General features: G+C 32.5%; 24 protein-coding genes and 1 pseudogene. 15 read left to right on the forward strand and 10 right to left on the reverse strand.

Annotated features, from left to right (window positions below; all coding sequences use genetic code 11):
* Positions 1-140: 140 nt before the first annotated feature.
* Both AMD28_RS10165 and AMD28_RS10170 read right to left on the reverse strand, forming a co-directional pair.
* On the reverse strand, positions 141-566 hold the full coding sequence (locus AMD28_RS10165; RefSeq protein WP_055444011.1) for a hypothetical protein: 426 nt from the start codon (positions 564-566) through the stop codon (positions 141-143).
* Positions 567-637: 71 nt separating this feature from the next.
* A complete protein-coding gene (locus AMD28_RS10170) occupies positions 638-1294 on the reverse strand; it encodes a metal-dependent transcriptional regulator (RefSeq protein ID WP_055444012.1) in 657 nt (218 codons plus the stop codon).
* Between the two features lie 99 nt (positions 1295-1393).
* Here AMD28_RS10170 and AMD28_RS10175 point away from each other — a divergent pair, with 99 nt between their 5' ends.
* The 6 genes from AMD28_RS10175 (at position 1394) to AMD28_RS18625 (ending at position 8451) form a co-directional block, all read left to right on the forward strand.
* Positions 1394-3646: a TonB-dependent receptor gene (locus AMD28_RS10175; protein ID WP_055444013.1), complete on the forward strand. Its 2253-nt coding sequence runs from the start codon at positions 1394-1396 to the stop codon at positions 3644-3646.
* Positions 3647-3686: 40 nt separating this feature from the next.
* A complete protein-coding gene (locus tag AMD28_RS10180; RefSeq protein ID WP_055444014.1) occupies positions 3687-4598 on the forward strand; it encodes a metal ABC transporter solute-binding protein, Zn/Mn family in 912 nt (303 codons plus the stop codon).
* 51 nt (positions 4599-4649) lie between these two features.
* A complete protein-coding gene (locus tag AMD28_RS10185) occupies positions 4650-5447 on the forward strand; it encodes a metal ABC transporter ATP-binding protein (protein WP_275077405.1) in 798 nt (265 codons plus the stop codon).
* A gap of 485 nt (positions 5448-5932) precedes the next feature.
* Entirely contained in the window at positions 5933-7060 is a 1128-nt protein-coding gene (locus tag AMD28_RS10190) for a metal ABC transporter permease (protein ID WP_055444015.1), read from the forward strand.
* Positions 7053-8213 carry a metal ABC transporter permease gene (locus AMD28_RS10195; RefSeq protein ID WP_055444016.1) on the forward strand — a complete coding sequence of 387 codons (1161 nt, stop codon included), beginning with the start codon at positions 7053-7055 and terminating at the stop codon, positions 8211-8213. The genes AMD28_RS10190 and AMD28_RS10195 overlap by 8 nt, the downstream gene beginning before the upstream one ends.
* A gap of 91 nt (positions 8214-8304) precedes the next feature.
* Positions 8305-8451, forward strand: coding sequence for a hypothetical protein (locus AMD28_RS18625; protein ID WP_161804633.1), 147 nt, complete (start codon positions 8305-8307; stop codon positions 8449-8451).
* Between the two features lie 82 nt (positions 8452-8533).
* Here AMD28_RS18625 and AMD28_RS10200 read toward each other — a convergent pair whose 3' ends face one another.
* Positions 8534-9322 carry a TerB family tellurite resistance protein gene (locus AMD28_RS10200; RefSeq protein ID WP_055444017.1) on the reverse strand — a complete coding sequence of 263 codons (789 nt, stop codon included), beginning with the start codon at positions 9320-9322 and terminating at the stop codon, positions 8534-8536.
* A 399-nt stretch (positions 9323-9721) separates the two neighbouring features.
* Between AMD28_RS10200 and AMD28_RS10205 the strand changes: the two genes are divergently transcribed.
* The 4 genes from AMD28_RS10205 to AMD28_RS10220 all read left to right on the forward strand — a co-directional run bounded on the left by AMD28_RS10205 (position 9722) and on the right by AMD28_RS10220 (position 12632).
* Positions 9722-10132: a BrxA/BrxB family bacilliredoxin gene (locus AMD28_RS10205; protein ID WP_055444018.1), complete on the forward strand. Its 411-nt coding sequence runs from the start codon at positions 9722-9724 to the stop codon at positions 10130-10132.
* 114 nt (positions 10133-10246) lie between these two features.
* Positions 10247-10984 carry a lysophospholipid acyltransferase family protein gene (locus AMD28_RS10210; protein ID WP_055444019.1) on the forward strand — a complete coding sequence of 246 codons (738 nt, stop codon included), beginning with the start codon at positions 10247-10249 and terminating at the stop codon, positions 10982-10984.
* A 4-nt stretch (positions 10985-10988) separates the two neighbouring features.
* Positions 10989-11975, forward strand: a complete 987-nt coding sequence (locus AMD28_RS10215) for an acyl-ACP desaturase (RefSeq protein ID WP_055444020.1) — start codon at positions 10989-10991, stop codon at positions 11973-11975.
* 6 nt (positions 11976-11981) lie between these two features.
* On the forward strand, positions 11982-12632 hold the full coding sequence (locus AMD28_RS10220; protein ID WP_055444021.1) for an HD domain-containing protein: 651 nt from the start codon (positions 11982-11984) through the stop codon (positions 12630-12632).
* Between the two features lie 3 nt (positions 12633-12635).
* Here the strand turns inward: AMD28_RS10220 and AMD28_RS10225 are convergent, their stop codons facing one another.
* Positions 12636-13505: an AraC family transcriptional regulator gene (locus AMD28_RS10225; protein WP_193787282.1), complete on the reverse strand. Its 870-nt coding sequence runs from the start codon at positions 13503-13505 to the stop codon at positions 12636-12638.
* Positions 13506-13718: 213 nt separating this feature from the next.
* Here AMD28_RS10225 and AMD28_RS10230 point away from each other — a divergent pair, with 213 nt between their 5' ends.
* Together AMD28_RS10230 and AMD28_RS10235 are read left to right on the forward strand one after the other, a co-directional pair.
* Positions 13719-14318: a hypothetical protein gene (locus tag AMD28_RS10230; RefSeq protein ID WP_055444022.1), complete on the forward strand. Its 600-nt coding sequence runs from the start codon at positions 13719-13721 to the stop codon at positions 14316-14318.
* Between the two features lie 292 nt (positions 14319-14610).
* Positions 14611-15210, forward strand: coding sequence for a hypothetical protein (locus tag AMD28_RS10235; protein ID WP_055444023.1), 600 nt, complete (start codon positions 14611-14613; stop codon positions 15208-15210).
* A gap of 94 nt (positions 15211-15304) precedes the next feature.
* Here AMD28_RS10235 and AMD28_RS10240 read toward each other — a convergent pair whose 3' ends face one another.
* The 6 genes and pseudogenes from AMD28_RS10240 to AMD28_RS10265 all read right to left on the reverse strand — a co-directional run bounded on the left by AMD28_RS10240 (position 15305) and on the right by AMD28_RS10265 (position 21854).
* A complete protein-coding gene (locus AMD28_RS10240) occupies positions 15305-16828 on the reverse strand; it encodes a hypothetical protein (RefSeq protein ID WP_055444024.1) in 1524 nt (507 codons plus the stop codon).
* Positions 16829-16852: 24 nt separating this feature from the next.
* A pseudogene (locus tag AMD28_RS10245) lies at positions 16853-17634 on the reverse strand (enoyl-CoA hydratase/isomerase family protein).
* A gap of 105 nt (positions 17635-17739) precedes the next feature.
* Positions 17740-19191: a sensor histidine kinase gene (locus tag AMD28_RS10250; RefSeq protein ID WP_055444025.1), complete on the reverse strand. Its 1452-nt coding sequence runs from the start codon at positions 19189-19191 to the stop codon at positions 17740-17742.
* Positions 19192-19336: 145 nt separating this feature from the next.
* Positions 19337-19885, reverse strand: coding sequence for a CopD family protein (locus tag AMD28_RS10255; protein ID WP_055444363.1), 549 nt, complete (start codon positions 19883-19885; stop codon positions 19337-19339).
* Positions 19886-19892: 7 nt separating this feature from the next.
* The gene (gene hemH, locus AMD28_RS10260) at positions 19893-20924 is read right to left on the reverse strand and encodes a ferrochelatase (protein ID WP_055444026.1); all 1032 of its coding nucleotides are present in this window, start codon (positions 20922-20924) and stop codon (positions 19893-19895) included.
* 33 nt (positions 20925-20957) lie between these two features.
* On the reverse strand, positions 20958-21854 hold the full coding sequence (locus AMD28_RS10265; RefSeq protein ID WP_055444364.1) for a helix-turn-helix transcriptional regulator: 897 nt from the start codon (positions 21852-21854) through the stop codon (positions 20958-20960).
* Between the two features lie 193 nt (positions 21855-22047).
* On the opposite strand from AMD28_RS10265, the gene hemA reads away from it, so the two are divergent.
* From hemA to hemE, 3 genes are all read left to right on the forward strand, one after another.
* Positions 22048-23310, forward strand: a complete 1263-nt coding sequence (gene hemA, locus AMD28_RS10270) for a glutamyl-tRNA reductase (RefSeq protein ID WP_055444027.1) — start codon at positions 22048-22050, stop codon at positions 23308-23310.
* Positions 23303-24886: a hydroxymethylbilane synthase gene (gene hemC, locus AMD28_RS10275; protein ID WP_055444028.1), complete on the forward strand. Its 1584-nt coding sequence runs from the start codon at positions 23303-23305 to the stop codon at positions 24884-24886. The genes hemA and hemC overlap by 8 nt, the downstream gene beginning before the upstream one ends.
* A gap of 139 nt (positions 24887-25025) precedes the next feature.
* Positions 25026-26054, forward strand: coding sequence for a uroporphyrinogen decarboxylase (gene hemE / locus AMD28_RS10280; protein ID WP_055444029.1), 1029 nt, complete (start codon positions 25026-25028; stop codon positions 26052-26054).
* Positions 26055-26313: the final 259 nt, after the last annotated feature.

Raw genomic sequence — 26313 nt, forward strand, 5'->3', positions numbered from 1 at the left:
ACTCGTTTTTTCTACCGTTTTACTAGCAGTAGCTTTTATTTTGAAAAAATATTTTTATAAGAAGAAATCAAAAAAAGCATGTGGAACAGACGACTGCGGTTGTCATTAGAAAGGGCTCTGATTTTAAAATCGAGAACCTTCTACTTCCTCACATCTAACTGAATGTAATAATCTTCCATCGGAATTTTATTATTAGCAACAGGATAAGGCATCACGCTAATTCCTGAAATACTTAATGCTTCCGAAGAAAACAAATTACCAAGTTGCTCCTGCAAAGAAAAAGTGGGATTAATCGTTAACTTTTTTTGTTCTACTTTATTTCCGTTTTTAAAAACGTCTACTAAAACAATTACTTCTCCAGCCCAAATACATTGCACCGCTTTCGGGCAGCGAGAATCTTGTACTACTTCCACAAATTTTAATCGGACATCTTCAAACTGTACACTTGCACCAAAATGAAGTTTTGTTACAATTTTTGGCGGTGTTACTTTCGTTACAACTGTAGAATCTTGCGAAAAACCAATACTTGCTACTAAAAATGTGAGGATAAATATTGTATATTTCATAGTGTGAATGTTAGTAGTCTATAATCCTAAATCATGCCAAATTATAAATTACAAAAAGATTGCTTACACTACTAAACTTTCTTTAAATACAGATTTTTGGCTACATTTTGAGAAACAACAATTTCAGAATCTTTTAATTCTATTTTTATAGAATTATCATAAGGCTCTTTATGTTTGATTTTAATAATAGTGCCTAAACCAATATTGTTACTATCTAAATATTTTAAAAAACTAGAAGAAGTATCATCTACTCCAACACATTTATACACAGCACCTATTTCTGCTTTCGCTAAAACTATTTTTTCAATATGTTGAAAATTCCCTTCCTTATCTGGAATTGGATCTCCATGCGGATCGTGTTTTGGAAACTCTAAAAAAGCATCCAATTGATTAATAAGTTTTTCTGATTTTATATGCTCTAAGTGCTCTGCCACCTCATGAACCTCATCCCAAGAAAAGTTTAATTTCTCAACCAAAAAAACCTCCCAAAGCCTATGTTTCCTAATAATATTTACGGCTACAAACCTACCATCTTTAGTTAACGTAACTCCTTGGTATTTTTTATAATTCGCATATTTTTTTTCAGACAGCTTTTTAATCATATCTGTAACCGAAGATGCTTTGGTTTGCATAACCTCTGCTATTGCGTTTGTATTTACCGTTTCTTCACCATTGTTCCCAAGATGATAAATAGCCTTTATGTAATTTTCTTCCGTTAATGTGATCATAGTATAATTATGTCTTACAAATATAGAAAAGATATATTTCTTAAAATATTTTTAGACTAACCTAAAAATATTTTTATATTTGATTAAAAATAAAATAAGATGAAACTAATTAAATTCTTAATAGTATTAACATTTTCTTCCGCTACAGCGCAAACAACCTTTAATATAGAAGGAAAAGTATTATCTAATGGAGAACCACTTGCTTACGCTAATGTTTACTTGGAGAACACAACAAAAGGAACGACAACAAATGAGAATGGTGTTTTTATTATTAAGAACATAGAACCTGGAAAACAGAGTATAATAGCTTCTTTTACAGGGTATATCCTTCAGAAAAAAATAATTACAATAAAAGACAAAACGGTTTTTACAACCTTTAATTTAAATGAAAATGAAGATTTAGAGGAAGTGATCATTACAGGAACCTTAAAAGCGGTTTCTAGGTTAGAAAGCCCTATTCCTGTAGAAGTATACTCACCCACTTTTTTAAAGAGAAACCCAACGCCTAATATTTTTGAAGCGCTCCAAAATGTGAATGGCGTTCGTCCGCAATTAAACTGTAATGTATGCAATACTGGCGACATTCATATTAACGGTTTAGAAGGGCCTTACACACTTGTTCTAATTGATGGTATGCCAATTGTTAGCGGTTTGTCTACCGTTTATGGTTTGTCAGGAATACCTAATTCTTTAATAGAACAAATTGAAATAGTAAAAGGACCTGCTTCCTCCTCATATGGTAGTGAAGCAGTTGGAGGTTTAATTAATATCATCACCAAACTTCCTGAAAATGCTCCAAGATTCTTTGCAGATGCATTTGTTACCGGCTGGGGAGAAGTAAACGTAGACGCCGGGTTTAAAGCAAATGTTGGTAAAAAAACAACCGTTTTATTTGGTGCCAATTATTTTAAATACGATAATATTATAGACAACAACAAGGATAATTTTACAGATTTAACACTACAAGACCGCATTTCTATTTTTCAGAAATGGGATTTTAAAAGAGCTAGTAATAAAAAATTATCTCTTGCCGGGCGCTATTTCTACGAAGATCGTTGGGGAGGAGAACTACAATGGACCAAAGCAGATAGAGGAGAAAATGAGGTTTACGGAGAAAGCATATACACTTCGCGTTTTGAAATATTAGGAAACTACGAACTGCCTATTAAAGAAAAAGTAAATTTTCAATTCTCCTATTCCGATCACGATCAAAACTCCGTATATGGAAACACACCCTATTTAGCAAAACAACGCATTGGCTTTGGACAGTTTATTTGGGATAAAAAAATAAACAAACACGATTTACTTTTTGGCTCTTCTCTTCGCTACAACTATTATAACGATAATACGACAGCAACTGCAACCGCAGATCAAGTTACTATTCCATCCTTTTTTGTACAAGATGAAATCATATTCAGTAAAAAACAAAGTCTGTTATTAGGAACGCGCTATGATTATGACAGCAGGCATGGCAATATTTTCACACCGCGAATTGCCCACAAATACAAGCCAACAGACGCGGATATTATTCGAATAAACGCAGGTACTGGTTTTAGAGTTGTAAATCTATTTACCGAAGAACATGCAGCGCTTACTGGAGCAAGAGAAGTTATTATTGAAGAAGCCTTAGAGCCTGAAAAATCATATAACGTAACCCTTAATTATTTAAAAAAAATGTACTTAAAAAATGGGATGTATTTCACTTTTGATACTTCCGCTTGGTACACCTATTTTACCAATGCTATTATTCCAGATTATGACACCAACCCAAATCAGATTATTTATGACAATCTAGACGGTTATTCTACAACAAAAGGACTTAGTTTTAATGTGGATGCCGTTTTAGGTAGTGGTATAAAAGCATCTCTTGGCGCTACTTATCAAGATGTTTCACAAACTGAAAATGATGAAAAAAAAGAACAAATACTTACTGAAAAATTCTCTGGAGTTTGGTCTTTTAGCTACAAAAATCACCCTACAAATCTTACCTTAGATTATACTGGAAATATTTATGGCCCCATGCGATTACCGCTACTTGGTGACTTAGACCCAAGGCAAGAATATTCTCCAACATGGAGCATTCAAAATATTCAAATAACCCATGACGGAATAGATAATTTAGAAATTTATGGAGGTGTTAAAAACCTATTAAATTGGACTCCAAACAAAGGAAATCCTTTTATAATTGCAAGATCAGACGATCCTTTTGATGAAAACGTCCAGTTCGATGGAAACGGGGATGTAATTGCAACAACAGACAATCCGTATGCGCTAACCTTTGACCCTTCGTATGTGTATGGACCAAATCAAGGTATTCGTTTATTCTTTGGTGTAAGATATAAATTAAATTAGTCAGGCATTTTTAGTACCTTCGTAATAAATATTTAGATATATGAAAAAATTAATTTTCCTTTTAGCAATTACCTCAACTTTAATAGCTTGTAAAAAAGAGGTTAAAGACAACGGAAAGCTAAACATCGTTACCACCACATCGATGATTACAGATTTGGTAACAAACATTGGAGGAGAACACATAAATATTCAAGGGTTAATGGGTTCTGGTGTCGATCCACACTTATACAAAGCAAGTGAAGGCGATGTTTCGAAGTTGGTAAATGCAGATATCATTTTTTATAACGGTTTACATTTAGAAGGAAAACTAGTAGAGGTTTTTGAGAAAATGGGAAGCAAAACAAAAACACCAATTGCTTTAGCGGAAGAGATAGACAAAACGACGCTAATTGGTTCCGATTATTTTGCATCCAATTACGATCCGCATGTTTGGTTTAATATTGCATACTTTAAACTGTTTGCAAAAAAAATAACTAAGGTCTTATCTGAAAAAGACCCGACAAACGCAGCAATTTACACAGAAAACGAAAAAGGATACCTAGAAAAACTAACCGCATTAGAAGGTAAAGTAAAAACCATAATAGAAACACTTCCAATAGAAAAAAGAATTCTAGTCACTGCACATGATGCCTTCAATTATTTTGGAAAAAATTACGGATTTGAAGTGGTTGGCTTACAAGGTTTATCTACAGCAACAGAAGCTGGAGTGCAAGACGTACAAAATATTTCTAAATTTATAATAGATAAAAAAGTAAAAGCTATTTTTGTAGAAAGCTCTGTACCTAAACGTACTATAGAAGCTTTACAAGCTGCGGTGAATTCAAAGAATCATGACGTAACTATTGGTGGCACTCTATATTCCGACGCATTAGGAAATGCAGGAACCGTAGAAGGAACCTATATTGGTATGTTTGAATATAATGTGAATACTATTGTGAATGCTTTGAAGTAAGTCACATTCTTGCGAAAGCAGGAATCTCATGATCTTATAGATAATTATGAAATGAAAAACAAAACAGAAGAAAATATAAACGACAGTAAACCTAATAAAGAGACTCCTACCTATTCCGGAGTGTTAGCTGTAAAAGTAGACGATTTAACCGTTGCCTACAACTACAAACCTGTACTTTGGGATATTGATTTAGAAATCCCAGAAGGCGTACTTATGGCTATTGTTGGTCCAAATGGCGCAGGAAAATCTACACTTATAAAATCTATTTTAGGCATCTTAAAACCCATTGCAGGAAGTGTAACTATTTACGGAAAGCCTTATGACAAACAACGAAAACTGGTAGCTTATGTTCCGCAAAAAGGAAGTGTAGATTGGGATTTCCCAACGACAGCTTTAGATGTTGTGATGATGGGAACCTATGGTAGCTTAGGCTGGATTAAGCGTCCGAGACAAAAAGAAAAGAAAGCAGCTTTAGAAGCCTTAGAAAAAGTAGGAATGCTTTCGTTTAAAGGAAGACAAATTAGTCAGCTTTCTGGCGGACAACAACAACGTATATTCTTAGCAAGAGCCTTAGTGCAAAACGCATCCATTTATTTTATGGACGAACCTTTTCAAGGTGTAGATGCTACTACAGAAATTGCAATCATTAATATTTTAAAAGAATTACGAAAAGCAGGAAAAACAGTAATTGTAGTACATCACGATTTACAAACCGTTCCGGAATATTTTGATTGGGTAACTTTTTTAAATGTGAAGAAAATAGCAACAGGACCAGTCAAAGATATTTTTAATGATGATAATTTAACCAAAACCTACGGAATTAATTATAAAGTAAGTATTCAAGAGTAGAAAAAAGTAGGCAGTTAACAAATAGTTCTCAGTGAACAGTCGCAGTATGCAGTGCTTACTCGAATAAATAAAAGGATGTCACTTCGAGTGGTTCCGAAGAAAAAATCGAAGTGACAAAAAAATAAATATAATTAGAAAAATTCCTTCCCTTAAAAAAAAGGGGAAAGTTATTTGATTTAAATAATGAAAGTCAAAATATAAATTAAACTTGAAATTCCGACAAAGTCGGAAAACATCAAAATTCAGAAATATTGAGCGAAGAGATGAAGATGCGAAGCGCAGCTTCAAGCACGAAATCTCGAAAGCGAAAGATGCTTTAGCAATTTCCTAATTTTGATTGTGATTTTTTGGTTCGTTTTGTATCAAGACAAAATGAACAGAAACAAAACAAGAAACCAATAGATTGCCACGACTTCAAAAAGTCTCGCAATGACAATAAAAAACAGATTGTGTAGTAGGAAGAGATTCCTGCCTTCGCAGAAATTATGGACATAACAGAATATTTTTCATTAGTCTTTACAGACTACACACTTAGAACCATCACCCTTGGAACCGCTATTTTAGGAGCAGTTACAGGGATGCTTGGTAGCTTTGCTGTACTACGAAAACAAAGTCTTTTAGGAGATGCTATTTCGCATGCAGCACTACCCGGAATTGCAATCGCTTTTTTAATAACTGGAGCAAAAGACAGCAACACACTTCTTTTGGGAGCTTTAGTTAGCGGACTTGTTGGCACCTTTTGGATTCGAGGAATAATCACAAAAACCCATTTAAAAAGTGATACTGCTTTAGGCTTAATCCTTTCTCTATTTTTTGGTTTTGGTATGTTGCTACTTACATTTATTCAAAAACAACCCAATGCCAATCAAGCTGGTTTAGATAAATATTTATTTGGTCAAGCGGCAACATTAGTAGAAAGTGATGTTTGGTTAATGGCAATTGTAACAGGTATTTGTTTGTGTGTTCTTTTACTTTTCTGGAAAGAATTTAAACTCTTACTTTTTGATGCCGACTACACGAAAACACTTGGTTTTAACACCAAGTTCATAGATATTCTTATAACTACTTTTATTGTTTTAGCTATTGTTTTAGGTTTACAAACCGTTGGTGTAGTTTTAATGAGTGCTATGCTACTCGCTCCTGCTGCTGCTGCACGACAATGGACAAACAGTCTTGCAACCATGGTTTTTTTAGCTGCAATTTTTGGTGCTTTTTCTGGTGTATTTGGAACCGCAATAAGCGCTAGTCAGAACAACCTTTCTACAGGACCAGTAATTGTATTAGTTGCTGCTGTATTTGTAGCATTCTCTTTTATATTTTCTCCCAGTAGAGGATTGCTTTTTAAACAAATTCGTTTTATAAAAAACAGACGCGATTTAGAGCTCCATAAAACTCTAGCCTTTATGTATCATATAGCAGAAACGCATGAGAACATTTCGCATCCGCACACGATTAAATTATTAAATAATTTTCAAGGTTTCACTAAAAAAACGCTTCAGAAACTAGTAGAGAAAAATTATGCAACTATTGATGGTTCGATGTGGAGCTTAACCGATTTAGGTTTTGAAACCGCTGCCAACTTATACACCAAACAATCGACAGAAGATGAATAGTGCGCAAATAGAAATACAACTTATTGCAAGCTTAGTAGCTATTGCTTGCGCGATTCCTGGAACCTTTCTTGTGTTAAGAAAAATGGCGATGATTAGTGATGCTATTAGCCATTCTATCTTACCAGGAATTGTAATTGGATTCTTTATAACGCAAGATTTAAACTCTCCGTTACTCATATTACTAGCAGCTTTCACCGGAATTATTACCGTGGTTTTGGTAGAGTATATTCAAAAAACAGGATTGGTAAAAGAAGACACAGCAATTGGTTTAGTTTTTCCTGCGCTGTTTAGTATTGGTGTTATATTAATTGCTAAAAATGCGAATGACGTGCATTTGGATGTCGACGCTGTTTTACTTGGTGAATTAGCCTTTGCTCCTTTTGATAGATTATTTATTGGAGGAACCGATGTTGGTCCGAAATCCCTGTGGATTATTGGTTCTATTTTAGTGATAACTATTGGTTTACTACTCGCTTTTTTTAAAGAGCTAAAATTAAGTACTTTCGATAAAGGCCTTGCAGCTTCCTTAGGTTTTTCACCAGCAATTATTCATTACGGTTTAATGTCTGTCGCATCGGTAACAACGGTTGGTGCTTTTGATGCTGTTGGCGCTATTTTAGTGGTTGCATTAATGATTGCTCCTGCTGCAACTGCTTATTTATTAACTACAGACTTAAAGAAAATGCTTTGGTTAGCTATTGGTTTCGGAGTTTTAAGTGCTATTTCTGGTTATTGGTTTGCGCATTGGTTAGATGCATCCATCGCAGGATCTATCACTACCATGTTGGGCTTCATTTTCTTAATGGTATTCTTATTTGCGCCAAGTAAAGGAATAATTGCCGTAATGTACAGAGAAAAACAACAACGTACCGAAGTCTCTTTACTAACCTTTTTATTGCATTTAAAAAATCATACCGAAGAACGTGAACGTCATGTAAATCACCTACAAGAACATATTAATTGGCAAAAAGTAAGAGCTAAAACGGTTCTAGATTTAGCGCTTAAAAACAACATGATTGTTTTAAATAAAAACATTGTTTCTCTAACTAAAAAAGGAGACACTTTTACCTCTAAAGCCATTGATTATATTATTACTAATGAAGATGCACAAATTGAAGATATGAAAGACGACTTCTTTTTGTTTAGAGGTTAATAGATCTATGTAATCAGAATTCAAAAAAAACTAGTTAGACACGGTAAGCTTCTTTATCTAATAACGACTTTTACATCTTTAAATAATAATCATGAAAATATTAGAATACCTCACCGGAAAAGAAGGAATGTTGATTCTTGGATTCGTTGTTATAGTTATCTATTTTGTTAGAAAATGGAAAGAAAAACGCTATTTCAAGAGTATTGAGAAACGAGTAAATAATAAAAAGGAAAAATAAAATTCTGTTTTAGATTCCCCTTTTCATGGCAATGACAATTTCAACAGAAACCTAACGCAGAGCGTTGATATTTTTTTTTCGATTAGAAACCTCTCTCCTTTTGCAGCTGCTCGTAAGCTTTTTGTATTTGCTTAAACTTTTCTTCTGCTCCTTTTCTATGCTCCTCACCTAAATGTGCTACTTTATCTGGATGGTACTTTTTAGCCATGGTACGATATGCCTTTTTAATTTCGACAACAGTTACAGATTTTGTGATTTCTAAAATCTGATACGCGTTATCGCTACTGTTATAAAACATCGCTTTAATACTATTATAATCCCGAGAGCTTATCCCTAAATATCCAGCAATAGTAAAGATGGTTTGTTCTTCATCTTCGGTAACCATACCATCTGCTTTTGCAATACCAAATAGAAAATGCATCAATTGCAAACGCGATGCATGATCCATCATTTGCTGTATTTGTTTACAAACTTGGCGTAATGGCACGGTTTGACTACTTATACCTTTAAATAATTTAAATGCTTTGTTCGCTCTGTCTTTTCCATACATACTCACAAATTGACTACGTACAAAATCTAATTCGCGTTGGTCTTGTACACCATCTGCTTTTATAACTACTGAAGCCAAAATAAGTAAACTGACTTCAAAATCACCAGAAGTAGTTTGTGCTCTTCGTTGTTGTTGGCTTCTATAATTTGGCCTTTGTCTTTGTTGCGTGCTTCCTCTTTCAGAACCTCCTTCACCAATAGTAAATCCTTTACCTGAAGATAATGAATCTACAAAACTACCAAGCGCCAAACCTATAATAGCACCAATTGGCCCTCCAAAAGACCATCCTAAAGATGCTCCAATCCATTTTCCGAAACTCATGTTTTTTATTTTTTAAAGTTCAAAGATACTACTTGTTAGTTATAATATGTATGGTTTTGTTACATAAGGCTTTTGTTACTTTGTGACCTATTTCTTTAAAAGAAAGAAAAACTAGTATTGCAAATCAAGTTGCACGCGTTAAGGATAGAAACGACATCCTTTTTTACTTTTTTGTAAAAAAGATATAGTGTATAGCCTGACACTTTGTAGCTTTAAGCGAAGAAGTGTAACGCCATATTAATTAATTTTTACTTAATAAGATTCCGTTTTACAACGGAATTAATTCGATTACGCCATTTTCTACGTCATTCTGTCTTTAAAAATGGCTATCTCAATAAATTGCACGGTTTTTGATTATCTTTGCATATAATTAAATTATTAAACATAAAATTACAAGATATGTATCCAGCAGAATTAGTAAAACCAATGCGTGAAGATTTAACGAACGTAGGTTTTGAAGAATTACATACCGTTGCAGATGTTGATGCAGCTATTGCAAAGGAAGGAACAACTTTAGTGGTTGTAAATTCGGTTTGTGGTTGTGCAGCAGCAAATGCAAGACCAGGAGCTAAAACAAGTTTAAAAAATGCAAAAAAACCAGATCATACTGTAACGGTTTTTGCAGGTGTAGATAAAGACGCAGTGAATAAGGCTCGTGAATATATGATTCCTTTTCCTCCAAGCTCTCCATGTATGGCTTTGTTTAAAAACGGAGAATTAGTACATATGTTAGAGCGTCACCATATTGAAGGAAGACCAGCAGAAATGATTGCTGAAAACCTTGTTGATGCTTATAATGAGCATTGCTAGAATACTTTTAACTTTAAATGTTAAAGTTAGATTTATACACAAACTATTACAATTAAACCACGTTTTATAGACGTGGTTTTTTTATTTTTGAAGCATTACATTTTAACAAAAAAAATGAGAAAAATTTTAGCAATTCCCTTATCTTGTATTTATTATCTTTTTTTCGGATTAGCATTAGTAGTGTTTCATCCAATACAGTGGTTTTGTTTTAATGTTTTAGGTTACAAAGCGCATAAAAATAGTGTGGATGCTTTACAGTTTTGCCTTATGCGATGCGTAAACCTTTTAGGATCTAGACATAGCTTTTACAATGCGTATCCATTAGATAATTCGCAACCCGTAATTATTGTTGCTAACCACCAAAGCATGGCAGACATTCCGCCACTTATGTGGTATTTTAGAAAACATCATGTAAAATTTGTTAGTAAAAAAGAATTAGGAAAAGGCATTGCCAGTGTGTCGTACAACTTACGTCATGGAGGTTCTGTTTTAATCGACAGAAAAAACGCAAGACAATCTATAGTTGCTATTCGTAAATTTGGTGAGTATATTGAGTCTACAAATCGTGCAGCAGTTATTTTTCCGGAAGGTACAAGGAGTCGCGATGGCAAACCAAAACCTTTTCATACCAAAGGGTTGGAAACATTAATAAAATATATACCAAGTGCCGTAATTATTCCTGTTACTATTAATAACTCTTGGAAAAACCTACGCTATGGAAAGTTTCCTTTAGGCATAGGAAATCACTTAACTTTTACAGCACATAAACCCGTGAAAAAGAGTGATTTTGAAACCCAAGAATTAATGCTTGAGCACATTGAAAAAACAATAAAAAACAGTATTAAAATATAATATTATGTCCATAAAAAATGTAAGATTAGAAGTAATGTCGTTTTTAGAAAAAGACATAGACTCTTTAATTCAAAAATATTTAATTCCTGTAGATACCATTTGGCAACCATCGGATTTTTTACCAAATAGTGAAGGCGACAATTTTTTTGAAGAAGTAAAAGAAATTAGAGAACTAGCTAAAGAATTACCTTATGATTTTTGGGTAGTTTTAGTTGGTGATATGATCACCGAAGAAGCCTTACCAACCTATGAATCTTGGTTAATGGATGTAGAAGGTGTAGATCAAGTAGGAAGAAATGGTTGGTCTAAATGGGTGAGACACTGGACCGCTGAAGAAAACAGACATGGCGATGTGCTTAACAAATACCTTTACCTTTCTGGGCGTGTAAACATGAAAGAAATTGAAAGAACCACACAACATTTAATTGCAGATGGTTTTGATATTGGTACTGGTAGAGATCCTTATAAAAACTTTTTATATACTAGTTTTCAAGAATTAGCGACATATATTTCTCATAATAGAGTTGCAAAAATGGCGAAACAAAAAGGAAACAAGCAACTTTCTAAAATGTGTAAAATCATTTCTGGAGACGAAATGAGACACCATCATGCATACTGCGAATTTGTAGAACGTATTTTTGCTGTAGATCCTAGTGAAATGATGCTTGCTTTTCAATACATGATGAAACAAAAAATCACCATGCCTGCGCATTTTTTAAGAGAATCTGGAAATAAAATAAGCTCGGCTTTTGAAGAGTTTTCTAATACAGCACAACGTATTGGCGTGTATACTGCTACAGATTATGTAGATATTTTAGACAAGCTTATTATTCGTTGGGAAATTGATAAAATGTCTAATCTAACCGATGAAGCTGAAAAAGCGAGAGACTATCTAATGAAGCTTCCATCAAGAATGGTACGTATAGCAGAACGTATGAAAATTCCTGAAAATTCCTTCGAATTTAATTGGGTAGAACCAGCAAAATTATAATAGTACATGCATACTATCATTGAATCTACTAAGGGTTTTGTAAAAGAAACCCTTAAAAATGCCGAAGGCGGTCATGATTGGTTTCATATTGAACGTGTTTATAATAACGCGCTCCTTATTGCTAAAAAAGAAGATGTAGATGTATTGGTAGTTTCCTTAGCTGCGCTTTTACATGATATTGCAGATAGCAAGTTTCATGATGGCGATGATTCTGTTGGTCCAAGAATAGCTCAAGAATTTTTATTTAAAGAAAATGTGTCTTCAGAAACGATAGAGCATGTGGTAAACATTATTGCTAATATGTCTTTTAATAAATCTTTAGAAGGGGCATTAGCTTTCACCTCTAAAGAATTAGAAGTGGTACAAGATGCAGATAGATTAGATGCTATTGGAGCTATTGGTATTGCGCGTTGTTTTAATTATGGCGGATTTAAAGACAGAGCACTTTACAATCCGGAAATTGCTCCTAATTTAAACATGTCTAAAGAAGAATATAAAAAATCTACCGCACCAACCATTAATCATTTTTACGAAAAACTACTCTTGTTAAAAGATAAAATGAATACGAAAACAGGAAAGCAAATCGCACAAGAGAGACATCACTATATGGAAGGTTTTTTAAAGCAATTTTACGCCGAATGGAATGGTGAAAAATAATTCTTATTGAATTATTAATCGCATTTCACCTCTATACTTTGAGGCACTTTTTCCTATCACTTCATTAAACACCTTATTAAAGTGTGAGAAGTTATTAAAACCACATTCAAAACAAATATCTGTTATACTACTTTGGCTTTCTGTTAAAAGTTTTGTGGCATAAAATATACGACACTCATTAACAAACTGCGTAAACGTTTTCCCGGTTACCTTTTTGAAATACCTACAAAACGCAGGAACGGTTAGATTTACATGACTTGCAATTTCATCTAAAGTAATATGTTGTTGATAGTTTTTATTAACGTATTTAAAAATTTTATCAACCTTACTACTGTCTTGTGGTTGCGTTTCAAACATGTACCCATTTTCATTAAGCAAAACATAGTCTGTGCTCAACGCCAACAGTTCTAGTATCTCTAATAGTTTGGTTACTCGTTTTATACCTTCGTATTTTGGTAACTTTTCTATTTTTGGACCAATAATATCTTTTATTTCTCTTTTAAATAAAATCCCCTTTTTAGAACGTTCTATTAACTGCGAAATATTTTTCATTTCTGGCAGCTTATTAAAAAGGTCTCCCAAAAACTCCGGATGAAATTGTACGAGTGTTTCTTTTCCCTTAGAAGTTAAACGATCTGTAAATCCATTATGCGGTAAATTAGGCCCTATTAAAATTAATTGACTATTATTAAAATAAGAAAGATGATTACCAATATGTCTTCTACCATTCCCCTTATTAACATATACTAATTCTAATTCTGGATGAAAATGCCAAAAAGCTTCACTTCGTTTTCGCTTTTTAGTTTTTTGAATAGCAGTAATAGAGCTACCAAAATCTGGCGTAATTTTTTTAAATGTAGGTTTTATTTGCAAAACGTATAAATGGGATTAAATCTGGCAACAAATTTACAAATAATAAAAATCTTAGCATGTGTTAATTTACCACTATTATATACTATTTTAACATATAACGTTTTCGTGTTTAATAATCAGGGTAAAATAACATATATAGTTGCAAATATAGATGCTTTTTAAACTCGCCTTTGATTATACCTTTGTCCACATAATCATTAAACCCAAAAGATTATGAAAAAATTAATGAAAAATACTTTAGTAATAGTAGCTTTATTTACTGCTTTACTAGCAAACGCAAATGCACCTTTAAACAATTTAAACGATGCAAGAAAAACAACTTTATCATTAGACAATGTTAAACAAGGAAATATACTACTAATTAAAAATAATTACGACGTAGTTATTTACAAAGAAAAAATTGAAACTTCTGGTAACTATATTAAAGGATTTGATTTAAGTGAATTACCGAAAGGAGATTACTTTTTTGAATTAAACAAAGACTCTGAAATTAAAATAATCCCTTTTCATGTTTCTAATAATTTAGTAGCATACAAAACAGGAAAAGAGTCTACTATTTTTAAGCCTTCTATTAAAAGTATAGATAACAAGGTATACATCTCTAAACTATCTTTAAACCAAGAGCCGTTAGATATTAACGTTTATTACGAAGACGCACAAGGTGATGACTTTAACTTAATTTATTCGGAAACCATTACTAACGACTCTAAAAATATAGGTAGAGTATTAAGTTTAGATGGAAGACTAGAAGGAACTTATAAGATTGTTACAAAAACAGAAGGAAGAACATTTGTTGATTACGTACAGTTCTAGTTAGATTATATAATATCAACGCAAAAAAAAGCGAGCATTTATGCTTGCTTTTTTTGTTTATAGACTTTCTGTTAACATTTGAATTTAAAGCTCCCAGCACTTTTAATATAGGATGTATATAAATAAAAACAAAAGAAGATTAATAGGTGCTAAGTCAATAAACAAAAAAAACTAACTTATTGTTTTTCAGTAGATTAATGTTAAAATAACACACATAGTCGCAAAAATAGCTGTTTTTAAAACACTCCTTTCCATATACCTTTGTCTATATAATCATTAAACCTATAAGATTATGAAAAAATTAATAAAAAACACCTTAGCAATAGTAGTATTATTTACTGCTTTACTAGCAAATGCAAATGCACCTTTAAACGATTTAAAGAATGCAAAAAGAACTACTTTAACATTAAACGATGTTAAAAAAGGAGACGAACTTCTAATTAAGAATACTCACGGAATTATTCTCTATAATGAGTCCATTCAAAATTCTGGTGATTACACCAAAGGATTTGATTTAACGGAATTGCCAAATGGAGATTACTTTTTTGAATTAAACAAAGCTATAAAAATCGTAATAATTCCTTTTCATGTTTCTAATAACATCGTTGTATTTAAAAAAGAAAAAGAAGTTACCATATTCAAACCTTATATTAGAAATAAAAAGAATAAAATTTACATCACTAAATTATCTTTAGACCAAAAACCGTTAGACATTAAAGTCTATTATGAAGACCTAAATGGTGACGACTTCAATTTAATTTATTCGGAAACCATTAATAACAATTCTAAGAATATAGGCAGAGTATTAAGCCTAGATGAAAAACTAGAAGGAACCTATAAGATTGTTACAAAAACCGAAGAAAGAACCTTTGTTGATTATATACAGTTCTAGTTAGATTATATAATATTGTTATTCCATAAAAAAGCGAACAGTCTATGACTGCTCGCTTTTTTTGTTTAAAATACTTTTGTTACTCTGTAAAAATTTAGATTTTTATTTTAAGAAATCTTTTTTGTTCCCCAGAATCACCAAAAATAATTATGTTTCCTTCAGCATCTATAATATTGTCTTCTGTATGAAATAGAATGTCTAAATCTTTGTCTTCGTATATTTTCTTATAATTTGACTTTCCGTTTTCATCTAAAATAACACAATAGATAGCAGATTTATCTCTTTTGAATTTTCCGAATTCAACCACCCCGTTTTTTGATTCTTTTATTTTTGGAGAAGCATTAAAAAAGTAATATAGTTTGTCATTCTTAAAGACAGAACCATAGGATGCATGTACAGTATTAGCAACATCAAAATAAGTATCCGCCTGCTCTTTAATTATATTTTTAGCCCAAGTTAATTCACCATTATTGTTCATTTTAATCGAAATAATATCATCATAGAGATAAGTTATTCCTGTATGCTGACCATATTTATCTAATTGTTCTTCTGCAGCTAAAATAATATTACCATTATCTTGCATGTAACCAGCATTAATATTCAAATCTTTAAGCCCTTTATCCGATTTTTTACCAAGTTTTTCAATAATAAAATCATCTGAAAATTGAGCAAAACTACTTTTTTCTATACTTAGATTTTTAATATTTATATCAAACCTACATACTCCATTTGATTTTTCTTCCTTGTCTTTTCCATAAAAACCAACATAAGATAAATTATTTCCTTTTCTAACTGGCACTAAAGATTTAACAAAGTTATTGTTTGTTTGTAAATCTACTTTTTCTTGTCCATTATTAGTTAGCTTAAAGAGTTCATAATGATAGTTTACTTTATCGTCTTTTATTAATTTTCTAGTATTATTTTCAAAAACTTTACCTAATAAAAGAATGGAACCGTCTGTGTCATCTACATTAATACTTTGAAAATCAAAAAATACATCTGGAATGTTTTTCTTGAACGTGTACTCCTTTACTTGTTCGAATTTCTTATTAAAAACAAAAACTTTATGTGTTGCTTCTTCTTCATTTTTAATATCAAAAATCAAAGCACTATAGTTTTTGTTTTCAGAGAAATATACAGTTCCAAAAGAATTAGGGTCATATGTTTTAGATGAAGCATACAAAGACATAGATAATTTTTGATCTTCCCCTGATGAGCATAAATGCTTCTTTTCAAACTTCATGGATTCAATAGAAGATGATAATAAATTAAACTCATATGCATTTGTTGCTTCATCCAAACCAAACATAATCATATTAATTACACCATTATCTATAATAATATTGCTTGAAGCATTATCTGTTTTCACTCTATTAGTTAATTTCAAATCACTATCATAATGCTCTATATAGTAGGCTTCCGCATTTGATCTAGAGTGCACATGAAATGTTCTTACAATTACAAGACCACCATTTCCATCGTCTTCAGAAGAAAGTATTTGTGTCCAATTTGTTTGATCTTTAAAGACAGGTCCTTCAATAATATTGTCAAATTCATTTTGTCCAAAAGTTAAAATACTTGTAAATAAAATTACACTTGTAATAAGTAGTTTCCTCATATGTGTTTTTATTAAATATATCGTTTATTTACCTGGAAAATCTGCTTTACGTTTTTCTAAAAAGGCGGTTGTTCCTTCTTTAAAATCTTCGGTACCAAAGCATTTTCCAAATTGTTTAATTTCAACTTTATACCCATTTTTGCCGTCTTTATAATTGGCATTAATTGCTTTAATTGCTTTCGCTATTGCAACGGTAGAATTACGCATAATCTTACCAGCAATTTTTTCAGCTAAAGGAATTAACTCTTCAGGAGTTGTAACATGGTTTACTAATCCGTAGTTCTTTGCGGTCTCTGCATCAATCATTCCAGCCGTCATTACCATTTCCATAGCACGTCCTTTACCAACTAATTGCGGCAAACGTTGTGTACCACCATAACCAGGAATTACTCCAAGAGAAACTTCTGGTAATCCCATTTTAGCATTATCACTTGCAACTCTAAAATGACAAGCCATAGCTAATTCTAATCCGCCACCAAGCGCAAAACCATTACAGCTGCTATAACTGGAGTTTCTAAATTCTCAACAAAATCGAATAATAATTCTTGTCCTTTTGCTGCAAGTTTCCCGCCATTATCTACACTAAAGTTTGCAAACTCACTAATATCTGCTCCAGCAACAAATGCTTTCTCACCACTTCCTGTTACAATAATAACTTTGGTGTTTTTATCTTTATTCGCAGCTTTAAAACCTTCATGAAGTTCTTGAATGGTTTCTTTGTTTAATGCATTTAGTTTACTCGGACGATTAATAGTAATGGTTGTTATTCCATTTTGGGTTGAAGATAGTATGTTGTTGTATGACATAATGCTGTTTTTATTAATAACACCTCGCTTCGCTAGGTGGTTTTAGTTTGTTCTAAATATAAAGATATTTTTTTTCAATTATAAGATTCCTGCCTACGCAGGAATTTAGTTTTTTGGGAAAGTTACCGTAAAAGTGGTACCTATTCCTAATTGTGATGTAAAGGTAATGCTTCCGTTATAAGTTTCCATAATATTTTTAACCATCGCTAAACCTAATCCCATTCCGCTAGTTTTAGTCGTAAATTTTGGTTCAAATATTTTCAATTTATTCTCATCGGTAATTCCTATACCATTATCGGAAACCGTAATTTTAATGACATTATTCTCTTCTAATACTTTTACAATAATTTCTGGCGTTTTATCTTTAGGAATTGCCTGAATACCATTTTTAATTAAATTAGTAACCACTCTAATCAGTTGCGTTCTATCAAAATTAGCAATAATTTCTTCTCTATTGGAAGAAAACGTAATATAGTCTTCATTAAAAATATCTAAAGAAAGATCTACAACTTCTACCACGTTTAGCATTTCGTTTTTCTGAGCAGGCATTTTTGCAAAGTTGGAAAATGCGGAAGCAATAGAACTCATAGTATCAATTTGCTGAATTAAGGTCTTGCTATATTCGTCTAATTTTTGGTGTATATTTTCATCTGTAGGATCAAACTTACGCTGAAAACTCTGTACTGTTAATCGCATTGGAGTTAACGGGTTTTTAATTTCGTGTGCCACTTGCTTTGCCATTTCTCGCCAAGCTTGTTCACGCTCACTAGTCGCTAATTGCACAGCACTTTCTTCAAGCTCATCTATCATACTATTGTATGATTTTACAAGTGCTGCAATTTCTACGGTTGCAGAATCAATTTCTATTTTTTGATTTCTTCTTTCTAACCTTGTTGTATTAATTTTATCACTAATGGTATTTAATGATTTTGTTATATATTTTGATAACACGTAAGCCAAAGCAATCGCCATTAACAACATAAACAAATAAGCAAAAGCTATTCGCTCTAAAAACTCGTTCAATTCTTTTGCTAAAAAATCATCATTCTCTAATAATGGTAAATTTAAAATTGCAATAGGCTTAGATTTTTGATCTTTTATATAAGTAAACGAAGATTGATACGTTTCACCACTTACTTTTCGTTTTAGAACAAGTCTATGCTCCACAGTATTAGCCAACGTATTTAAAACTTCTGCATTTAAGCAGGTTTGAAGAGATTCTTGTGTTAAGGTTGCTATAGAAGATTTTAAAAGCTGACCATCTAAATCATATAAATTTATTGGTAAATCATGTACAGAAGCAATTTTATAAATTTCTTCTTTAAAAATAAAAGGAAGCTTCTCTGTTTTAACTTCAAAGGAAGTTTCTTGAATTACAAAATCAATATGCCTTTTTATATTGGCTTCTTTACGCTCTAATCTTTGCTCGTGGTAGTCTTTAGTTTCTTCCTTGTTTTGATAAACAGCAACTCCTGTTATTAAAATAGAAGCTAAAAGCACCAAAAAAATCATGGCAATAAAGATACGAACTCGTAAAGACAGTTTTTTTAATTTCATAGAAAGGCCTGCATAAACAGGTATCTTAAATTAGTATTTGTAATTGTCTAAATATAACAATAATCACACCAAAAACCTTTTAGGTAAATCTCAATTTCCAATTACCATACTATAGGTTTTGGTTTTCCGGAATTACACTTTGCAATTATGCTTCCGGATTCTTGTTTCGTATATTTTTATAAACTTTAAAACCTAACATGAGTAATACACCAAGAATAAAAATACCTAGTACACCAAAAATCCAATTAAAAGCACTTTTAAGTATTACAAGAAACACTACTGCAAATAAAATAAAGGTGGCTCCTTCGTTCCATAAACGCATAAAGTTGGATGTTTTTTTAACCACATCGTTTTGCAATTGTTTATAAAACTGATGGGTTTTTAAATGATAAATAATCAGTAAAACCACAAAGCTTAATTTGACATGCATCCAAGGCTGTTGCAACCAAACGGGTTGTAAAATGAGTAACCAAATTGCAAATCCCGTAGCCAAAATTGCAGATGGCCAGGTAATGATATTCCATAACCGTTTTGCCATTAACTTCAACTGTTTCCCAAGAATCTCTTTGTCTGGAGAAGGTTTATGAAATGCTTCAATTTGATACACAAACAATCTCGGAATATAAAATAATCCGGCAAACCAAGTGATTACAAAAATGAGATGTAGCGATTTTATGTAGTTGTAATACTCCATAGTTATATTACGATAAAACTCCTTTTTCAGACCAACCATTTACCCATTTAGCAAGTAAAGAAACCCATGCATCATCATCATTTAAACAAGGAACGGTTGTAAAATCTTTTCCTCCCATTTCATGAAAAATCTCCTGACCTTCCATCGCAATCTCTTCTAAAGTTTCTAAACAATCACTTACAAAAGCTGGAGTTACAATAGCCATATTTTTCACGCCTTGTTTTCCTAAACGCTCAATAGTTCTATCGGTATAAGGTTGCAACCAAGGATCAAATCCTAATCTAGATTGAAAGGATGTAGAAAAAGCACCTTCCTTAAATCTTAATTTCTCCGCTACCAAACGCGTAACTTCTAAACATTGATGTCTATAACAAAACTCATGTGCTTTGCTTGGTGTTGCACAACAACTACCATCTATTTTACAATGTGATTTTGTAACGTCACTTTTTCTAATATGTCTTTCTGGAACACCATGATACGAAAACAATACATGATCATAGTTTTTATCTTCTAAATGCCTTGCAATGCTATTGGACAACACTTCAATATAATCTGGCTTGTTGTAAAATGCAGGAACAGATGTTATTTTTATATTCGGAAAAAACTTTTGACGTAGTTTTTCTGCTAAAACAGTAATGGTTTCTGTGGTTGCCATCGCGAATTGTGGATATAGCGGAAAAAGTAAAACCTCATCCACACCTTTATCTATCAATTCTTGAATTCCTTTTTTAATAGTCATCGTTCCGTAACGCATAGCTAAAGCCACAGGCATTTCGGTCTCCTTTTGTAATTTTTTTTGAAGTCTTTCAGAAAGTACAATAAGTGGAGAGCCTTCTTCCCACCATATCTTTTTATAGGCTGCTGCAGATGCTTTTGGTCTTGTGTTTAAAATAATACCTTTCACTAAAGCTGTTCTTGCTAAAACAGGTATATCGATAACACGTTCATCCATTAAGAATTCTCCTAAATACTTTTTAACGTCTTTAGGTTCTGGACTTTCTGGAGAACCTAGATTTACTAATAATATTCCTTTACTCATTATATTATAATTACCACAAAAGTGGAAAGTTTATTAATTTACAGATTGTATATATTTTTTCGGAGTCGTCCCGTACTTCTTCTTAAAAGCAGCAATAAAATGACTGGATGTGCTATACCCTACTTTTAATCCGACTTCATTTACATTATGATCGCCAGATTCTAATAGTTTTCTGGCTACTTCCATTTTATAGTCTAATAAAAAGCTAAATACAGAATCGCCATAGATTTGCTTAAATCCTTCTTTAAGCTTTTTTAAACTTAAAGAAATCTCATCTGCTAACTCTTGCAAACTTGGTGGCTCAGCCATTCTAGATATCATAATATCTTTTGCTTTTCGTATTTTAATCACATTGGTTTCGTCTACCAAAAACGGACATTGCTCTACATTTGCATCTTCATTTCTATTAAAATACAAGCTTAAAAGTTCGTAGGCCTTTCCTTTAAAATAAAGGTTTTTAATAGATTGGTTTAAGTTATAATGTATCAATTGATTTAAGACAATAGACATGGAAGGGCTAATTTTTCCGTCTTTATAATATTTTTTGTCCTTATTATCATCACTTAAAAACGTGATATAATCTGCTTCCTGACTAAATAAACCATGGAATTTTTTAATTGAAATCAAAAGGGAAACCAACCAAGTATTTGCATCTACCTGTAAATGAATGGGTAAATCGCGTTGCGGATTATACAAAAGCAAAGAAGTTTCGTCTTGTATATTTAAAGTATAGCTTCCGTTATTAAACAAAAAAGCAGCAGCACCTTTAATACAAAAATGAAACTGAATAAAACTACTATCAATCTCTCGTTCTAGCGTTTCAACTAATTGACTTTCATTTTGGTAGCTTAGCACAAAAAAACCATCATCTACTTCTGTTTCATTAAAAGTACCTCTAGCGACATTTTTCAAAGTAGTATTCTCTTTCATTTTAAAATTCTTATTTAGAATAGTTCTAAACAATAGCATCAAAAAGGGTTGCTATTACTGCAAAAGTATGACATTTATCATATATTATTTAAAAATAGTACTAAAAAACCACAAACGACACTAAAAGTTCTTTTAGCGTTACTTTTATCCGCATAAGCGTTCTATTTTTGTCCGGTAACATCCAAATCAGGTAATGGAGCAATACAATATTTCTAAAGGCAATTCATTTTACGCAATTGGTCTAAGCTACAAAAAAGCAGATGCCGAAATACGTGGACATTTTAGTTTAGACGCACAATCTAAAATAAAGTTGCTAGAACAAGCAAAACAAGAAGGTGTTGAAAGCCTTGTGGTAACATCTACATGTAACCGAACCGAAATTTACGGATTCGCACAACATCCTTTTCAACTTATAAAATTACTTTGTGACAATACAAAAGGTACTGTCGAAGAATTTCAAAAAGTAGCATTTGTCTTAAAAAACAAAGATGCTATTTCGCACATGTTTCGTGTTGGCTCTGGATTAGATAGTCAGATTTTAGGAGATTTTGAAATTATTGGTCAGTTAAAACACGCTGCTTCCCAATCTAAAAAGGAAGGTTTATTAAATCATTTTTCAGAACGTTTAGTAAATGCGGTTATTCAAGCAAGTAAACGTATTAAAACCGAAACAAGCATTTCAACAGGAGCAACTTCTGTTTCCTATGCTTCGGTACAGTATATTTTAAATGAAGTGGAAAACATTTCGCAAAAAAACATTCTGCTTTTCGGAACAGGAAAAATTGGTAGAAACACTTGCGAAAACTTAGTAAAACATTCACAAAACGAACAAATTACTTTAATTAATAGAACCAAAGATAAAGCGGAAGCTATTGCTGGAAAATTCAACCTTGTGGTTAAGGATTACAGCAATTTACAAGAAGAAATTCAAACTTCTGATATCTTAATTGTTGCCACTGGTGCGCAAATGCCAACGGTTGACAAACATATTATACAAAATAAAAAACCACTTCTAATTTTAGATTTATCGATACCTAAAAACGTAAACGAGAACGTAAACGAATTAGAAAATATTACTTTAGTACATCTCGATCATTTATCTAAAATAACAGATGACACTTTAGAAAATCGCAAGCTAGACATTCCACTTGCAGAAATAATTATTGAAGAAGTTAAGACAGAATTTAATGCTTGGTTAGAAACTAGAAAGTTTGCTCCAACCATTAAAGCTTTAAAGCTAAAATTAAATGATTTTAAAGTTGCAGAATTAGATACGCAACGTAAAAAAATGAATAATTTTAACGAAGAACAAGCCGAATTAATTAGCAATAATATTATTCAAAAAATAACAAATCATTTTGCGCATCACTTAAAAGATGATGCTATATCTACAGACGAAAGTCTAGAACTAATAAAAAAAGTGTTTCAATTAGAAACATCCTCAACAAATGTCTAAAACAATTAGAATTGGTACTCGCGATAGCGAACTTGCACTATACCAAGCAAAAATAGTAAAAAGCCAATTAGAACACCTTGGTCACAACGTAGTATTAGTTCCTGTAAAATCTACAGGAGATTTACAACTAAACAAACCATTATACGAATTAGGAATAACTGGAATTTTTACTAAAACTCTAGATATCGCTATGCTAAATGGTGATATAGATATTGCAGTTCACTCTTTAAAAGATGTACCAACGCTTTTACCAAAAGGCATTGTACAAGCCGCTGTTTTAAAACGTGGTAACGTACGTGATACTTTGGTTTACAAAACAACAGAAGAGTTTTTAGGTGCACGTGAAGCCGTAATTGCAACAAGCAGTTTACGTAGAAAAGCACAATGGCTAAACCGTTACCCAACACATACTATCGAAGATATTCGTGGTAATGTAAATACGCGTTTGCAAAAACTAGACGATACAGAACATTTTGATGCAGCCATTTTTGCAGCAGCAGGAATTGGTCGTTTAGAATTACGCCCAGAAACCGCTGTAAATTTAGAATGGATGATTCCTGCAGCAGGACAAGGAGCTATCGTAGTTGTTGCGTTGGAAGAAGATGAAGAAACAAGAGCTATTTTAAACGAAATTAACGACGAAGAAACACAAACGTGTACGCAAATTGAGCGTGAGTTTTTAAATCGTTTAGAAGGTGGATGTTCTGCACCAATTGGTGCATTATGCTACATAAAAGAAGAAGAAATACACTTTGATGGTATTTTATTAAGTCCTAACGGAAGTAAAAAAATAACCGTACAACGTGTAAAAAAATTAGGAGAACATCATGATATGGCAGCATGGTGTGCAGACTATGTTATAGAAAAAGGTGGAAAACGTTTAATGGATTCCATACAAGAATCTAGCAAACCAACTACCGTATATTCTACAAAATCCTTTACCGAAGACCAACGTTTATTAGTAAACGAAAATCTTGGTGTAGAAAGTTCCGATTTTGTAAAAATAAGCACCAATAGATTAAAACCACAAGTGGTTAGAAATCCGATCCAAAATGTGGTGATTACAAGTAAAAACGCAGTTGAAGCATTACTTCAAAACTTTTCTGCTGTCGAGTTACAATTCCAAAACATTTACTGTGTCGGACGTAGAACAAAACGTTTAGTAGAAAAACGTATTGGTGAAGTAAAGCATACAGAACCTAATGCTAAAAAGCTTGCCGAATACTTAGTTGAATATATAGAAGGAACCGAAGTTACTTATTTCTGTAGCGATTTACGTTTAGATGCACTTCCTACTATTTTAGAAGAAAACAATATTACGGTAAACGAAATTGAAGCATACCAAACCAAATTGGATGCTGTAAAACTAGCAGATACTGTAGAAGCAGTTCTATTTTATAGTCCATCTACAGTACAAAGTTTTAAGCAAGAAAATAATGTTTCAGATAACATGATTGCTTTTTGTATTGGAGAAACTACAGCACAAGAAGCTAAAAAACACTTTAAAGATATACGTATTGCTAAGGTCCCCACAGTAGAAAGTGTGATCCAATTAGTAAACGAGCACTATATTTAATAGCTGTCATTACGAGGAACGCTGTGACGTGGTAATCTCTTCAATAACAGATTGCCAAAGTAAACATATTTGTTTCGCAATGACCATTGAAATCAAGTTGAATTAAAAATATTTCCGCTTTCGCAGGAATGACAAAAATATGAGTATAAAAAACGATTTATTTTTAAGAGCATTAAAAGGAGAAATAGTAGAACGTCCACCAGTTTGGATGATGCGTCAAGCAGGTCGTTATCTTCCAGAATTCATGGAGATAAAGGCTAAGTATGATTTCTTTACACGTTGCCAAACTCCAGAATTAGCAAGTGAAATCACAGTACAACCCATTCGTAGATTCGGAATGGATGCTGCCATTTTATTCTGTGATATTTTAGTGATTCCACAAGCAATGAATATTGAGGTACAAATGAAACCTAACTTTGGTCCATATTTACCAAACCCTATTCGCTCACAAAAAGATGTCGATACGGTAATCGTTCCCGACGTAAAAGAAAGCTTAAGCTACGTTTACGATGCCATCAAAATGACTAAGGAAAAACTAAACGATGATATTCCATTAATTGGTTTTGCAGGTTCTCCATGGACCATCCTTTGCTATTGTGTACAAGGACAAGGAAGTAAAAACTTTGACAAAGCCAAAGAATTTTGCTTTACCAATCCGGTTGCTGCACATCAATTATTACAAAAAATTACAGACACAACCATCGCTTACTTAAAAGAAAAAGTAAAAGCAGGTGTTAATGCGGTTCAAGTATTCGATTCTTGGGGAGGCATGCTTTCTCCAGTAGATTATCAAGAATTTTCTTGGCAATATATCCAACAAATTATCGATGCTTTAAAAGACGAAACTCCAGTGATCGCATTTGGTAAAGGATGTTGGTTTGCTCTTGGTGAAATGGCAAAATCTGGCGCTGCAGCTTTAGGTGTAGACTGGACATGCTCGGCAAGAAACGCACGTTATTTAACTGGTGGAAACATTACGCTTCAAGGTAATTTTGATCCAACCCGTTTATTTTCGCCTCCTGCAGAAATCAAGAAAATGGTACACCAAATGATTAACGAATTTGGTAAAGACAAGTACATTGTAAATCTAGGTCATGGTATTTTACCAAACATTCCGTTAGAAAATGCCAAAGCTTTTATTGATGCAGTAAAAGAGTATAAAGCATAAAATAATTTGGGCGTTACCTACTTTTTTCAGTAACATCTAGTTGCTAATTACTACTTATAGTTATAAAAAAGTAGGTCGCGCTTTCCGCAGTCGCTTTTTATTTGCTTTTAATAGCAAAAAAAGAGCTTCAACAAATGCTTCAATCGCTAACGCAACGCTTGGTTTTAAAACCAATTTAATTTTAAAATAGTGTATTATTAATTTGGATTATTTTTTAATCAAATGAGATAGAAAATCAAAGCATAGCATTAGTTACGGT

It is taken from the genome of Lacinutrix himadriensis, assembly GCF_001418105.1.
In the GTDB taxonomy this organism is placed as follows: Bacteria; Bacteroidota; Bacteroidia; order Flavobacteriales; family Flavobacteriaceae; genus Oceanihabitans; species Oceanihabitans himadriense.